The following is a 13,473-nucleotide window of genomic DNA, read 5'->3' as shown; positions in this document are numbered from 1 at the left end:
CCTCTCCCTTACCAAGGGAGTGCTCTACCACTGAGCTACAGCAGCGCTGCGGGTGGGTTCCTACCGTCAGAATGCGATGACGGCAACCCCCTAAAATCCTTGGGGAACATTTTTTTGTTCCCCGCATGGTGTCAATCGTCCCGATGGATCTTTTCCATCCGCTCATGACGCTCCTGAGCCTCAATTGACAGGGTCGCGATGGGACGGGCTTCCAGACGCTTGAGGCCGATAGGTTCACCGGTCTCTTCACAATATCCGTAGGCATTGTTTTCGATACGCAGGAGCGCCTGATTGATCTTACCAATCAATTTGCGGGCGCGATCGCGCGTGCGAAGCTCGAGAGCGCGGTCTGTCTCGACACTGGCCCGGTCCGTCACATCGGCTTCGTGGATACCGCCTTCGGAAAGACTGGCAAGCGTTCCGCCCGCTTCTTTCAGCAGTTCATTGCGCCATTTAACCAATTTCTGGCGGAAATATTCAACCTGCAGGGGATTCATGAACTCTTCTTTTTCAGAAGGCACATAATCCGGAGGAAGTGTAAGCATAATATTGTCTCCGTTCCCTGAGGCAAAGCCCCCTGACGAATGCGCGGCTTATACCCGCGAGGACTGAGACAGCCAAGCACGAATCCACTTTTTTCTTTGAAACATTCCTGTCACATAATTTTCCGGCAAATCGAATAATCGACCCTTCTCCGTGTTGTTTGCCTCTCCTTATCTACGCTTGACGAGGCGCTTCATTTTGGCGGTTTCGATGGCCACCCGCACCTTTATGGACGTCGTCAGATTCGTGAAGGCGGGCAGCTGGACCATGGGGGACCGTTCGGCAATTTCCTCCAGTTCCGTAAGGAGCGCCATTGTGCCCGCACTGCCCTCCAGAAAGGCAATCTGAAGTTTCCTTAACGCCTCCAGCGCCTCCCCTCCCCACTCAGTGACCATCTGTCTTTCCGACCTCGGCTGAATCTGGGGTTCCGTTTCCTGAAGAGACAGAAGACAAGGTGCGGCCACGGATGTCACAGGCTGCTCATTCACGACTTCCTGCTCGGAAGGGACCGAAAAGGCTGAAAGCCCCTTTGACTGCCGCGTCTTTGTCGTGGGTTTTCCCCGACTGACATAGCCGATCGCGCCAATTCTGTTCACGTTGCATCTCCCTGGGCTCGTCCAAATCTGGCCCCACTCGGTTCCGCTTCAAAGCTCTGAACAACGCTTTGCTGCTGTCCGTTCAGGAATTGTTTGCTCTTCACGTCGATAGTGTGCGCTCGAAACATTGACGAGCGGCAAAGAGCGGCATGACCTTTTTTTCTCGCAGGCCTGATACGGAGCATTTGAAGAGGGTTCCTCTTCTGTCTGCCCTGTTTCTGGCAGGCTTCCTTTTGATACAGTCTTTTGCCGCCAATGCGGCGCTTGTTCGCGTCAAGGACATTGCTGACTTTGAAGGGGTCAGAACAAACCAGCTTATCGGTTACGGTCTTGTCGTCGGTCTGCATGGAACCGGCGATAAACTGACCAACGTCCTGTTTACCCGCGAAACACTGATCAGCATGCTCAACCGGCTGGGCGTGAATATCCGTGATCGTGAAATCCAGCTTCAGACGCATGATGTGGCAGCCGTTATGGTGACGGCTGATCTGCCCGCCTTTTCTCATGGCGGTGGTCGAATCGACGTGACAGTCTCAGCAACCGGCGACGCAACGGATCTGACTGGCGGCACCCTGCTTGTCACCCCGCTGATGGCGGCTGACGGAGAAATCTATGCTGTTGCGCAGGGCTCTCTTGCGACTAACGCTTTCAGCGCCCGAGGTGCTGCAGCCTCGATCGTCCACAACATCCCGACCAACGGTCACATAGCGAATGGCGCTGTTGTGGAGCGGGAGGTTCCGGTTGATCTTGCCAACCGAAAGCAGATGCACCTCTCTTTGCGTAACCCCGATTTCACGACGGCTGGACGCATCGCGCAGGCGATCAACAGCAGTGTGGGCAATATCGCTCGCGTCATGGATCCACGCACCATTTCACTTGATCTGACATTGAAGGATAGCATTCCGGCACTGTCGCGGATCGGCGATTTGCTGGTCGAACCTGACACGCTTGCCAAAGTCGTTGTGGATGATGCCAGCGGCACCATCGTGATCGGCAACGATGTTCGGATCAGTACCGTCGCGATTGCACAGGGCAATCTGACCATTCAGGTCACAGAAACACCCATCGTGTCACAACCTGGTCCGATGTCGAATGGCACCACCACAGTCGCTCCACGCACCAATATCAACGTCAATAACGGCAACAACGCCAAGCTGGGCATACTGCGCAATGGTCCGGCCCTGAGTGATCTTGTCTCCGGCCTGAACGCGCTGGGAGTCGGCCCACGTGACATGATTTCGATCCTTCAGGCCATCAAGGCGGATGGAGCCCTGCAAGCTGATCTGGAGGTCCGATGAGTAACGAAATCACGAACGCCACGTCGTCTGCTTACGGGACACAGGGCTCATCGCAAAAGCAGGTGCGGGATCCGAAAATATGGAAAACCGCCTCTGACTTTGAAGCAATGACAGTCGGTCAGATGCTCCAGCCAATGTTCGATACGGTTGATACCTCCAAGGGCTTCTTTGGCGGCGGCGTAGGAGAGTCGAGTTTCCGTCCTATGCTGACGACAGAGATGTCAAAACAGATCGAGAAAAATGGCGGTCTGGGGCTCGCTCCGGCCGTCTATCACCAGATGCTTGAAATGCAGGAAAAAGGAACAAAAAAATGACGGACCAAGCCCTTGCCGTCATCAAAAAAGCAAACGCCCTGCTGGAAGAAGAGAATTCATTTTTAAAGGAAGGTAATGTGCCCGCGGTAATCGCTCTCCTCAAACGCAAGGAAGCGGTGCTGGCGCAACTCAACAGTGTGACTGTTGAATGCCGAAGGGTAGCAGAAGAGCCGGAAAAACCATGCTGTTCGGAAGAACTGCCTCTTGCTGCAGAAAAATTGAATCTTACGATCGAAAATAATCGAACGCTGCTTCAGCAGGCTATGATCGCACAGAGGCACATTGTGCAGCTGCTTACGGCCTCTCTGTCTCCCCCAGGAGACAAAACCCATTATGGCAAAAATGGTTCATACAGCACGCCGCGTTCCTCCTCTGGCAACGCCTACAGAAAGAACATTTAGGCTTCTGAAATTGACTGCCTGAAACTAAAAAAGCCTCTTTTCCAGCACGGAAAAGAGGCTTTTTTATAGACCGTTTGCTATCAGGCGCGACGAGGCTTGCGACCAGCCGTTGCCCGGCCCCGTGCTGCCGGACGCTTGGTTGCAGCACTTTCCTTTTCAGCAGCCAGACGATCCAGACGCTTCTGCTTGCGCGTCTCCTGAGTAATGCGCAGCTTTTCAACAGCTGACAGCTTGGTGACGACTTCCTGCTTCCGACCGGCCGGCTTCGTTACGCTTTTTGCAGCACGCGGTGTTTTCGCAACAGCTTTCGGGGCAACTGTTTTCACAGCAGTCTTCCGGGCTGGTTTCGCTGGCGCAGCAGCCGCTACTTTTCTGGGAGAAGCCTTGGCCGTCGTCTTCGGTGCCGCCTTTGTCGCAGCAACGGCACGCTTCGCACGCGGCTTCGTCACAGGCTCTTCCGGAGCTGTCTTGGCGCGTCTCTTTGTCGCTGTTACGGGCTCTGCTTTCTGTCTTGCTGCCTGTCGTGTCGTAGAAGAAGTTGCCTTGACTTCTTTGGTCGGTTTTCTAGCCATATCCCAAGTCTCACCCTGTTGGTATCGCAACAGGCCATTTTCATGACTCTGTTGATTTTATAAGCACTATTTTCAAAGCAAGATCATCATGGAGCCAGATATTCGATATTATGAATAACCCAGAAACACGACAGTATCCCACCATTTATCAACGATGCAATATAGATTTATAGTGACGTTTGCAATATCCGCATTTTGCTTTTCATAATAAAACGCTTACAATTTCTACAGAAAGGAAAGCAGGAAAGAGAATACTGAAATTCAAAAACACCATAAATAAAAATAACTTTTTCCAATCGTTTCTGTTCTGTTGCATCTCATGATTTAAAAGCCTTCACGGTATGCATGTTTTTCATATCGTGTCAGCACATTCCGTTACCCTCAGCTAATCGTTTCACAAATCCACATTCATATGGACTCTCATAATGTCATTTGTGAGGACCGTCTGGCTACGCTAATGCTTTTCGACATCTCTTCCTTGCGCAGGATCATGCAACCATGAAAATAAACGGCGTGCCTTACCGAAGTGTCTGGGTAGATCCGACAGATCACCGAACTGTCTGCATTTTTGACCAGACACGCCTGCCATTCGCACTTGAGATCCTGCATCTTTCTTCATCTGAGCAAGTGGCGCATGCCATTATTACAATGCAGGTCAGAGGCGCTCCGCTGATTGGCGCTGTCGCAGCCTATGGACTGGCTCTGGCTCTTTCCTCAGACCCAAGTGATGAAGCCATGGAACGTGAGGCATCCATGCTGGCTGCTACGCGTCCGACGGCCATCAATCTTCGATGGGCCATTGAACGCATGCTTCAGAAACTTCGGCCAATGAACTCGCAGGATCGAGCGGCAGCCGCCTATGCGGAAGCTGGTCTTATCTGTGACGAGGACGTTGCCCAGAACGAAGCAATCGGCAGACATGGTCTGGAGTTGCTCCAGAATATCAAAAAGAGGAAGAAAACAGGAGAAAGAATCAATATCCTGACACATTGCAATGCCGGATGGATTGCGACAGTGGATTGGGGAACGGCTTTGGCCCCCATCTATATGGCGCATGATGAAGGACTTGATGTACATGTGTGGGTTGATGAAACCCGGCCGCGCAATCAGGGAGCGGCTCTGACCGCATGGGAACTTGGCAGCCACGGCGTGCCACACACTGTCATCGTCGATAATGCAGGTGGCCACCTGATGCAGCACGGGCAGGTCGATATCGTCATTGTCGGAACTGATCGCGTCACAGCGAATGGAGATGTCGCCAACAAGATCGGGACCTATCTCAAAGCCCTCGCCGCTCGTGACAATGATGTGCCCTTCTGGGTCGCGCTTCCTTCCACAACCATCGACTGGCGTGTTCAGGACGGCCTGAAAGAGATCCCCATAGAGGAACGTTCGCCTTTAGAGGTCACTACGGTCACAGGCCTCACCAAAGGTGGTCAGTTGGAAGCGGTCCGCATCACCCCAGAGCATAGCTCCGCCGCGAATCCCGCTTTCGATGTAACGCCTGCCCGTCTTGTCACAGGGCTCATAACAGAACGTGGCTGCTGCGATGCAAGTGGAACAGGGCTGCGGTCACTCTTCCCGGCCACGACCGCGCAGTAGTGAATGGCCGTTGCCGGTTTTCGTGCTGGTAACGGCAGGATTGCTTTGGGCAACTCCAAGCAATCCTGCCTCCCGGACCACAGTTAAAAATCCCGACAGTCCGGCTAACCTCATGATTATCCATCTTTCCGTTCAGGTGACTTGACGCTAAGCAGATCTGAACGACATGTTTGGACGTCGTCACTCTGTGGGCACGCGGTGTTCACGCAATTGGGGAGCCGGAACAAAATTCTGGCATATGCATGAGCAAGACTGCGGCCTTTAAGCCCTCTGTGCTTTTTCTGGCTCTTGCGGCCACATCCTGCGCATCCCAGCCACATAATAATCCGGTACCGGCGCAGACGCCTGTTGCACAGTACAGAAATGATGCTGGCCCACTGGCGTACAATCCGCACGTGCCCGATTTCGCCTCCCGCAACTTCACGCCCTTCAACCGTCAGGATGTCGTGGCCATTTCCATGCGGGAATGGCGACTGTTCGGGATGCCGGTTAATGATGATGACCCTGAACTTCGCCCCGAACCCACTGTCGCCAGCGTAAAGCCGGAGCGCGCACCCGGCCTGTGGCAGCGTGTTGGCGAATACTGGTGGATCGGACAGGACCCGCAGGAAACCGAATCTTCCTGGAGCGGCAAATATGACGCTGACGGCAGGCTGTTCAACTTTGTCCATGACGGACACTACGCCTGGTCAGCCGCTTTCATTTCCTATGTGATGCGTGTTGCGGGAGCCAACGACCGGTTCCCCTACTCGCCTAACCACTCGACTTATATCAACGCCGCGGCTTCTGGTCAGTCCAGCGGCCTGCGTGCGCATGATCCGGGCAGTTATGTTCCGAAGCTTGGCGATCTTGTCTGTACCGGACGCGGTGGCAGCAAGTCCGTTCGGTTTTCAAGCCTTCCCACGTCATACGGCTTTCCGGCTCATTGCGGAATCGTCGTCGCGACTGGTCAGAACGGTCAGCCGTTTGGTCATCAGCTGAGCATTATCGGTGGCAACATTGATGACGCCGTTGCATTGACCCATGTCCCGACTGACGCGAATGGTGCCATCGCATCCGCAGATGGTCACAGCTACGACTCACGTTATCCATGGTGTACTGTTCTGGAAGTGCTCTACGATGCCGAGCAGGAGCCAGATGCCGGTCAGTAAAGACCGGCATCCAATCAGTTTGCTAAAGGCTTCAGTTCTGCCGCCAGGGTAGCCCGGAAGCCTTCCAGCCTGCGGCGTTTCCGCGGTGCATCTCTCCGTCCAGAGGGCCTTCAAAGCCGTCGGCGACGTTGAAAACCTGCTCGAAGCCCTCTCTGGCAGCGGCCATCGCTGCTGAGCGGCTGCGTGCACCCGAACGACAAATGAAATAAAGTTTCTGCGTCTCGTCGATCCCTGCCCGTCTTAATTCCTCGATGAACTGACTGTTCACTAGACCACCCATGACCTGCCAGCTGATGGGATACAGGCTGTGTCCCGTTGCCGAGACATCGGGGATACCAACAAACTGCCACTCTTCCGGAGTGCGCACGTCAATCAGACAGGCTCCCGGATCATTTTCCAGCGCCTGCCAGACGTCACTCGGGCTTACATCCTTGATCATCGTTTCTGAAACTCCTCTTTCTTGCCCCCTGTTGATCCGACAGATCCTTCGGGGCTCGACATTCATCGCTCAAACCTGATTGCATGCAGTGCTCACACGCGCTAGCCCCAATGCCAATAGGATGAAAGGCAGATAGCATGACTCCGACTTCAAATTCCCTGCCGTTTCCCGGCTGGACAACCACGTCGCATGATATGGCTGGCGCCATTGGTGGAACGCCGCTTATCAGGCTGACACGCGCTTCTGAAGCGACCGGGTGTGATATTTTCGGCAAGGCCGAGTTCATGAATCCGGGCGGATCGGTCAAGGATCGTGCGGCCCTGGCGATCATAACAGACGCAGAAAAACGTGGTGTGCTGAAGGCTGGCGGGACGATTGTCGAAGGCACTGCTGGCAATACCGGTATCGGCCTGACGCTTGTCGCCAATGCACGTGGCTACAAAAGCATTATCGTCATGCCGGAAACCCAGAGTCAGGAGAAAATTGATTTTCTCCGTATGATCGGCGCTGATCTCCGCCTTGTGCCCGCCAAACCTTATCGGGATGAAGGCAATTACGTTCACGTATCACGCCGGATTGCTGAAGAGAACGGTTTCGTCTGGGCCAACCAGTTCGACAATCTCGCCAACCGGGAAGGCCATCGCCACACGACTGCCCCTGAAATCTGGGAGCAGCTTGATGGCCGTGTAGATGCTTTCACCTGCGCCTGCGGAACGGGCGGAACACTGGCCGGCACGGCATTCGGTCTGGATGACTGTGCGAAAAAGTCAGGCGCGAAACGTCCGCAGATCGTTCTGGCCGATCCTGAAGGTTCTGGATTGTATGGCTGGGTGAAGTCGAACGATCTTTCAGTCAGCGGCTCTTCCATCACCGAAGGCATCGGACAGTCACGTGTCACCGCCAATCTGGAAGGTGCTCCGATTGATGACGCGGAACGTATCCCCGACCCGGAAGCGCTTGAGCAGATTTATAGCCTGCTCATCCATGAAGGGCTTTCCGTCGGCGGTTCTTCGGGCATCAACGTCGCTTCCGCCATTCGTGTCGCGCGCCGTCTCGGCCCGGGGCATCGTATTGTGACCATTCTCTGCGACGGTGGTGCACGCTATCAGTCCAAGCTGTTCAACCCGGAATTCCTGCGGGCCAAAAACCTGCCGGTCCCGTTCTGGCTCGACAAATAAATATGCCGATATTCTCCACGGGCTTTCCATAAGCACCGTGGAGAATGATTGCATTATAGCGACTTTTTATTTCGCCTGCGTTTTAACCAAGAGAGCGTCCCCACGACTAGCGTACAGCCCGCCGTCTTCTGCCATGATGGAAAAACGATCTCATGAGGCAATGACGCACGGCGATCATGCGCTGGATCAAAATCAGTATAGTTATGACCAGTGAGATAACTAAAACGCTGACTGAGTGGGTTTATTACGGGATAGATATCATCCAGAAGACGAGCTATTCCAATAAAATTAAAGGACAGAATTCCACTGCGTCCCATAAAATAACGACTGAATAAAACGCCTTCCTTATCCAGTCCTACGATCGCCCAGTCTGTTGCATAGTCCATAGAATGATTGACGGCATCGCAACGAGGAGAAAGCAGCAGATTTTTCAGATGAAGAGCGGGGAGCCCTGCCTTCTCACGGGTTTTATCCTGTTTGGCCACCTCTTTTTCGAACAAACGAGCGAACTGCTGACCTGAAAGGTTTTTGAATCTGTTCTCATCGACAAACCCGATATTCTTCCAACGAATGACAACCGTCCAATCAGGATCCTCATAAAAATTTTGAGGAATGATCATTCCCATGACAGCGGGATCTGGAGCATTCCCCACAGATTCCAGAAACGCTCTGGTTTGTTCCGCCGGGACAAATCGTGCACCTTCCGGCACTTCGACAAGACCCTGCCCTGCGATCGGAACAAGTGATGAACTGGGCTGGGTGCTCGCTTCGGCGTCTTTCAGGGCTGCGACAAACCGTTTTAGCCGCCCCTCAATATTCTCTATATCACGGGAACGGGCCGCTCCAGACAGGAGCGGTATCAGCAACGCCAACGCTATCCAGCGACAGGCTGAAAAACCGAATAGCAAGTGACATCACCCTCGAAGACCATGCGAGGAGATATCTTTTCTTCATAAGAATTAAAGAAAGGATATACATCAGAAGATATATACCCTCTCAGTTGAAGTAACCGCGCTATCAGGCAGAAAATTCAGCTCTTACTTCCGCTTCAGCCCAGTCCAGCCACGGTAGAAGCGCCTCGATATCCGAGGTTTCCACCGTCGCCCCACCCCAGATACGCAGACCCGGCGGCGCGTCACGATAGCTGGCGATGTCGTAGGCGACACCTTCCTTGGCAAGCAGGCCTGCAATCTTCTTCGCCGCCTTTGTCTGTGTTTCCGCATCAAGCGCCACAAACCACGGAGCAACAATTCTCAGGCAGATCGCTGTGTTCGAACGAATATTCGGCTCAACAGCAAGGAACTGCGCCCAGTTAGACGTTGCTTCCCATTTTTCAATGGCGGCAAGGTTGGCGCGGCTCCGGGCGATGAGTCCTTGCAGGCCACCGGCTCCTTCAGCCCACTTCAGGCCATCCAGAGCATCTTCAACACACAGCATGGATGGCGTGTTGATCGTGTCACCACGGAAGATGCCCTCAATCAGTTTGCCTTTTGAGGTCAGACGGAAAATCTTGGGCAGTGGACGCGGAGCCGGACCGGCTTCAAGTCGAGCGACCGCACGCGGTGAAAGAGCCAGCATACCGTGAGCCGCTTCGCCACCCAGCACTTTCTGCCATGACCACGTCACGACATCGAGCTTCTCCCACGGCAGTTCCATGGCGAAAGCGGCCGAGGTCGCATCGCAAATCACCAGACCGTCATGGTCAGCCGGAATGGCGTCCCCATTGGGAAACTTAACGCCAGACGTAGTGCCGTTCCATGCCAACACAACATCCCTCGACCAGTCCACGGCCTTCAGATCTGGCAGTTCGCCATACTCAGCCTTCAACACACGCGCATCGAGTTCCAGTTGCGCGGTGATGTCATTGGCCCATGTTGCCGAAAAGCTCTCGAACGCGAGGACGTCCACAGGCCGCGTGCCCAGCAGGGACCAGAGCGTCATCTCGACAGCACCCGTGTCTGAGCCCGGCACGATCCCAAGACGCCAGCCTTCCGGCATACCAAGAATAGCTGCCGAACGATCAATAACCTCGCCAAGCCGCGCCCGGCCTTCCGGAGCACGATGGGAGCGGCCCAGAAGAGCGCCTGAAAGCCCCTCCAGCGACCAGCCCGGCCGTTTGGCGCATGGACCTGAGGAAAATGCCGGGTTGGCGGGGCGTGTCTGAGGCTTGCCCTGCAGGGTGGACGCGGGCGCTGCTGTAACAGTCATGAATCATCCGGAATGTCTGGTGCGAGAGGGGGGACTCGAACCCCCATGCCTAAAAGGCGGTCGATTTTGAGTCGACTGCGTCTACCATTCCGCCACTCTCGCGACTGCCTGCTCTGTATCAGCATCCGACCGTTCAGAAAAGATGCCAATCCGCTCAGGCTGCGTAATCGTCCATCAGAGGCACCCCACTGAGGCGCGCCATTGTCTGGCGGTAGCGTTCCACTTCCGGCGGATAGATCACTCCCTTGATCACAGACAGGCTGTGCAGCGCGGCAAAGAGGTGAATGTCATCCATGGACAGCACGCCGTTTACAGCGGCTTCAGAGCGAATCAACGGGGCAAGCACATGGAGCTGGGAATTGAGAGCCGCGAGGAAATCGGTTCCATCTTCCAGCAGAAGGTAAAACTGCCCGGCTGAAGGCTCTTTCTTTTTTACGAAATAGGCGCGTGCTGCTGTGGTGGCGAATTCCGGCAGCGGCGCACAGGCCACACGCGGCAGCATCAGCTTGTATAGCGGCTTCGAGATGCTCGAAATCCAGTCTGCGATGGCCGGATTTGGCTCACCGACCAGCACTTTCTCACCAATCCCATCGATATGAGCGATGATATCCAGGCTTTCGCCCATGAACCGTCCATCCTCGTCAAGGATAGGCAGCATTTTCTGACCGATCATATCGATTGGACCGGCTTCATCGTTATTCAGCAGATATTTGATTTCGACCGGAAGGTTCTTGAAACCGAAGATCATGCGCGCTTTCACGCAAAACGGGCAGTGCTCGTAAACATACAGGGTGCGGGTCACAGTCAGTCTCCTCAGTTCGGGGAAATGCCCAGCATGAGGGCGATGTTCTGGATTGCCGCTCCTGAAGCGCCTTTTCCCAGATTATCCAGCCGCGCTGTCAGCACGACATGCCGCCCCTCGGCATCGGCATGAACCCGCAGTTCCATTCCATCGCTTCCCGCCAGTGTGTCCGCGACCAGTGTGTTTTCCGGCGAGGCGACAGTGACGAAGGAAGACGCAGCATAACGCTCTTCCAGAATACGACGCAGATCCGAGGCTGTGGTTCCCTTCACCAGCAGATCCATGTGCACCGGGATCGACACAATCATGCCCCGAGGGAAATGTCCGACCGAAGGGACAAAAATCGGACGACGCTCCAGAAGAGCATGCTGACGCATTTCCGGCAGATGCTTGTGAGCGAGGTTTAGCCCATAGAGCAAAAAGGCCGGCCCCCCTGCCCGTTCCTGCTCCTCGATCATGTTTCTGCCGCCGCCCGTGTAGCCGCTCACGGCATTGATGGTGACGGGGAAGTCCGGCCGCATCACGCCTGCATCAATCAACGGGCGCAGCAGGGCGATGGCTCCCGTGGGATAGCAGCCCGGATTGGCTACACGCTCAGCGCGCATGATGGCTTCAGGTTGATCGGCAGTCAGTTCCGGGAAGCCATACACCCAGCCCGGAGCCGTTCTGAAGGCCGTGCTGGCATCCAGTATCTTCGGCGCACGTTTTCCCTGCGCACTGAACTGTTCGATCATCTCCACAGCTTCCCGCGACGCATCATCGGGGAGACAGAGGACGACCAGATCAGCGGCCTGCATGGCTTCGGCCCGCGCCTGCGGGTCCTTGCGGCGAGCGGGATCGATGGAATGAATTCTTACTGATAGGGAAAGAAGGCGTTCACGGATTTCGAGCCCGGTCGTGCCTGCTTCGCCATCAATAAAAACAACCGGTTCGGACACCATGCTCTGTTTTCCTCATCATCTTCCGCACATGATATAACCGCTCAAGGAGCGATAACGCCAGCGCGACGATAATTGTGCCTGCCTGCCCCTGCTCCATCATTAAATTCCACCGCAAACACCCACCTCCAATTACGGGCGGGAGAAGCTTGCAGGCGTCAAAGGCCTGAACGTCGAGCCATTGATCGCAGGTCACGGCTGCCTGAATCGAGCCCCTCTGGCCAAAAAGCGTGACCTGTCTTATTGTCGTCGAAATCTATGGATAGTCACGCACCCGAGAGTTCTTCCGCTGCGCAGAAAATTACCCCTGCACAGCCTGAATGGACTATTTCCACCAGCGGGCAGACGCCTGAGCTCCATATTTCAGGCAACTGGACGATCGACGAGCATGTGCCGCTGGCATTCTCCAGCGATGCTCTCTCGGCCAACAATCAGGCGGGTTCGCTGACTGTCGATGCCAGCAAGCTCGGCCAGTGGGACTCTTCCCTCGTTTCCTTTCTCTGGAGTGCAAAACAGGTTGCCGCCAAGAAAGGGTTGAGCCTCGATCTCAGTGACCTCCCCGAAGGAGTGCAGAGCCTTTCTTCCCTTCTGCCGGAAACGCCGCAGGCTCCGACGCCTCCTCACGATAAAATTCATAATCCATTCACGTTGAGTGGCGCATTTACCTTATCCTCTCTCAATGAAGTTGGTGCCCTGACACTGCTCGGGCTGGATACGGCTCAGGTTTCGACAAAAGCTCTGAGCGGACACGGCGGTATGAGGCTGCGCGATCTGCTGGCGAATATTTTCGATGCGGGTCCGTCTGCGCTGCTTATCGTCAGTGTTGTCAATTTTCTGATCGGCGCGATCCTTGCTTTTGTTGGCGCGGTACAGCTCCAGAAATTTTCTGCTGATATCTATGTGGCCAACCTTGTCGGTATTGCCTGCGTCCGCGAACTGTCAGCCGTAATGACGGCAATCATCATGGCGGGCCGTACGGGTGGCGCGTATGCAGCGCGTATCGCCACCATGCAGGGCAACGAGGAAATCGATGCCCTTCAGGTTTTTGGCATTCCCATCTCCAGCTATATTCTGGTCCCGGCCGTCGTTTCCCTCATGGTAATGATGCCGCTGCTCTATCTTTATGGCTGCGTGATGAGCATCTTTGGTGGTTATGTGGTTTCGGTTGGGATGCTGCCCGATATCACTGGCGCAGGGTACATGCATCAGACTTTTGGCGCTGTCTCCATGAGCCAGTTTGAGTTTGGCTTTGCAAAATCAATTGTCTTTGCAATCATGATTGGTCTTGTCTCCTGCCGGATCGGCCTGAAAGCCGGTCGTAGCGCTGCCGATGTCGGCACAGCGGCCACCTCAGCCGTGGTTGTCGGCATTGTGGGCGTTATCACGCTGGATGCGATCTTTGCCGTCATAGCCAATGCTCTTGGAATCTGA

General features: G+C 54.8%; 15 protein-coding genes and 1 tRNA gene. 7 read left to right on the top strand and 9 right to left on the bottom strand.

Annotated features, from left to right (window positions below; all coding sequences use genetic code 11):
• Positions 1-131: 131 nt before the first annotated feature.
• Complete coding sequence (dksA, locus tag B3759_RS06935; protein ID WP_010666119.1) at positions 132-545, bottom strand: RNA polymerase-binding protein DksA; 414 nt, start codon at positions 543-545, stop codon at positions 132-134.
• A 168-nt stretch (positions 546-713) separates the two neighbouring features.
• Positions 714-1,139 carry a flagellar assembly protein FliX gene (locus tag B3759_RS06930; protein ID WP_291364949.1) on the bottom strand — a complete coding sequence of 142 codons (426 nt, stop codon included), beginning with the start codon at positions 1,137-1,139 and terminating at the stop codon, positions 714-716.
• Between the two features lie 149 nt (positions 1,140-1,288).
• Here B3759_RS06930 and B3759_RS06925 point away from each other — a divergent pair, with 149 nt between their 5' ends.
• From B3759_RS06925 to B3759_RS06915, 3 genes are read left to right on the top strand one after another with little or no spacing between them, the layout of a single operon-like run.
• Complete coding sequence (locus B3759_RS06925) at positions 1,289-2,437, top strand: flagellar basal body P-ring protein FlgI (protein WP_291364947.1); 1,149 nt, start codon at positions 1,289-1,291, stop codon at positions 2,435-2,437.
• Positions 2,434-2,751, top strand: a complete 318-nt coding sequence (locus B3759_RS06920; protein ID WP_291364945.1) for a rod-binding protein — start codon at positions 2,434-2,436, stop codon at positions 2,749-2,751. Before B3759_RS06925 ends, B3759_RS06920 begins: the two co-directional genes overlap by 4 nt.
• On the top strand, positions 2,748-3,152 hold the full coding sequence (locus B3759_RS06915) for a flagellar protein FlgN (protein WP_291364944.1): 405 nt from the start codon (positions 2,748-2,750) through the stop codon (positions 3,150-3,152). Before B3759_RS06920 ends, B3759_RS06915 begins: the two co-directional genes overlap by 4 nt.
• An 80-nt stretch (positions 3,153-3,232) precedes the next feature.
• Here the strand turns inward: B3759_RS06915 and B3759_RS06910 are convergent, their stop codons facing one another.
• The gene (locus B3759_RS06910; protein ID WP_291364943.1) at positions 3,233-3,724 is read right to left on the bottom strand and encodes a hypothetical protein; all 492 of its coding nucleotides are present in this window, start codon (positions 3,722-3,724) and stop codon (positions 3,233-3,235) included.
• Positions 3,725-4,222: 498 nt separating this feature from the next.
• Between B3759_RS06910 and mtnA the strand changes: the two genes are divergently transcribed.
• Positions 4,223-5,326, top strand: a complete 1,104-nt coding sequence (gene mtnA / locus B3759_RS06905; protein WP_291364942.1) for an S-methyl-5-thioribose-1-phosphate isomerase — start codon at positions 4,223-4,225, stop codon at positions 5,324-5,326.
• A 242-nt stretch (positions 5,327-5,568) separates the two neighbouring features.
• On the top strand, positions 5,569-6,477 hold the full coding sequence (locus B3759_RS06900) for a DUF2272 domain-containing protein (RefSeq protein ID WP_291364941.1): 909 nt from the start codon (positions 5,569-5,571) through the stop codon (positions 6,475-6,477).
• Positions 6,478-6,508: 31 nt separating this feature from the next.
• Here B3759_RS06900 and B3759_RS06895 read toward each other — a convergent pair whose 3' ends face one another.
• Positions 6,509-6,916: a rhodanese-like domain-containing protein gene (locus tag B3759_RS06895; RefSeq protein ID WP_291364940.1), complete on the bottom strand. Its 408-nt coding sequence runs from the start codon at positions 6,914-6,916 to the stop codon at positions 6,509-6,511.
• Between the two features lie 137 nt (positions 6,917-7,053).
• Here B3759_RS06895 and B3759_RS06890 point away from each other — a divergent pair, with 137 nt between their 5' ends.
• Positions 7,054-8,094 carry a cysteine synthase A gene (locus B3759_RS06890; protein WP_010668285.1) on the top strand — a complete coding sequence of 347 codons (1,041 nt, stop codon included), beginning with the start codon at positions 7,054-7,056 and terminating at the stop codon, positions 8,092-8,094.
• Between the two features lie 53 nt (positions 8,095-8,147).
• Here B3759_RS06890 and B3759_RS06885 read toward each other — a convergent pair whose 3' ends face one another.
• From B3759_RS06885 to argC, 5 genes are all read right to left on the bottom strand, one after another.
• Positions 8,148-9,002: a DUF2167 domain-containing protein gene (locus tag B3759_RS06885; RefSeq protein ID WP_291364939.1), complete on the bottom strand. Its 855-nt coding sequence runs from the start codon at positions 9,000-9,002 to the stop codon at positions 8,148-8,150.
• 109 nt (positions 9,003-9,111) lie between these two features.
• The gene (locus B3759_RS06880) at positions 9,112-10,302 is read right to left on the bottom strand and encodes a phosphoserine transaminase (RefSeq protein WP_291364938.1); all 1,191 of its coding nucleotides are present in this window, start codon (positions 10,300-10,302) and stop codon (positions 9,112-9,114) included.
• Positions 10,303-10,319: 17 nt separating this feature from the next.
• A tRNA-Leu gene (locus B3759_RS06875) sits at positions 10,320-10,404 on the bottom strand.
• A gap of 52 nt (positions 10,405-10,456) precedes the next feature.
• Positions 10,457-11,104 carry a glutaredoxin 2 gene (gene grxB / locus B3759_RS06870; protein WP_291364937.1) on the bottom strand — a complete coding sequence of 216 codons (648 nt, stop codon included), beginning with the start codon at positions 11,102-11,104 and terminating at the stop codon, positions 10,457-10,459.
• Positions 11,105-11,115: 11 nt separating this feature from the next.
• Positions 11,116-12,045 carry an N-acetyl-gamma-glutamyl-phosphate reductase gene (argC, locus tag B3759_RS06865; protein WP_291364936.1) on the bottom strand — a complete coding sequence of 310 codons (930 nt, stop codon included), beginning with the start codon at positions 12,043-12,045 and terminating at the stop codon, positions 11,116-11,118.
• Positions 12,046-12,300: 255 nt separating this feature from the next.
• Between argC and B3759_RS06860 the strand changes: the two genes are divergently transcribed.
• Entirely contained in the window at positions 12,301-13,473 is a 1,173-nt protein-coding gene (locus B3759_RS06860; RefSeq protein ID WP_291364935.1) for an ABC transporter permease, read from the top strand.

The sequence above is a fragment of the Acetobacter sp. UBA5411 genome (assembly GCF_002409645.1).
Taxonomy (GTDB): domain Bacteria; phylum Pseudomonadota; class Alphaproteobacteria; order Acetobacterales; family Acetobacteraceae; genus Acetobacter.
This window is presented reverse-complemented; position numbering and strand designations above follow the sequence as displayed.

Bases quoted from the DNA above. Each gene is read 5' to 3' on its own strand.
- dksA (WP_010666119.1), bottom strand. From the start codon at position 545: ATGCTTACACTTCCTCCGGATTATGTGCCTTCTGAAAAAGAAGAGTTC.
- B3759_RS06925 (WP_291364947.1), top strand. From the start codon at position 1,289: ATGACCTTTTTTTCTCGCAGGCCTGATACGGAGCATTTGAAGAGGGTT.
- B3759_RS06920 (WP_291364945.1), top strand. From the start codon at position 2,434: ATGAGTAACGAAATCACGAACGCCACGTCGTCTGCTTACGGGACACAG.
- B3759_RS06915 (WP_291364944.1), top strand. From the start codon at position 2,748: ATGACGGACCAAGCCCTTGCCGTCATCAAAAAAGCAAACGCCCTGCTG.
- B3759_RS06910 (WP_291364943.1), bottom strand. From the start codon at position 3,724: ATGGCTAGAAAACCGACCAAAGAAGTCAAGGCAACTTCTTCTACGACA.
- mtnA (WP_291364942.1), top strand. From the start codon at position 4,223: ATGAAAATAAACGGCGTGCCTTACCGAAGTGTCTGGGTAGATCCGACA.
- B3759_RS06900 (WP_291364941.1), top strand. From the start codon at position 5,569: ATGAGCAAGACTGCGGCCTTTAAGCCCTCTGTGCTTTTTCTGGCTCTT.
- B3759_RS06895 (WP_291364940.1), bottom strand. From the start codon at position 6,916: ATGATCAAGGATGTAAGCCCGAGTGACGTCTGGCAGGCGCTGGAAAAT.
- B3759_RS06890 (WP_010668285.1), top strand. From the start codon at position 7,054: ATGACTCCGACTTCAAATTCCCTGCCGTTTCCCGGCTGGACAACCACG.
- B3759_RS06880 (WP_291364938.1), bottom strand. From the start codon at position 10,302: ATGACTGTTACAGCAGCGCCCGCGTCCACCCTGCAGGGCAAGCCTCAG.
- argC (WP_291364936.1), bottom strand. From the start codon at position 12,045: ATGGTGTCCGAACCGGTTGTTTTTATTGATGGCGAAGCAGGCACGACC.
- B3759_RS06860 (WP_291364935.1), top strand. From the start codon at position 12,301: ATGGATAGTCACGCACCCGAGAGTTCTTCCGCTGCGCAGAAAATTACC.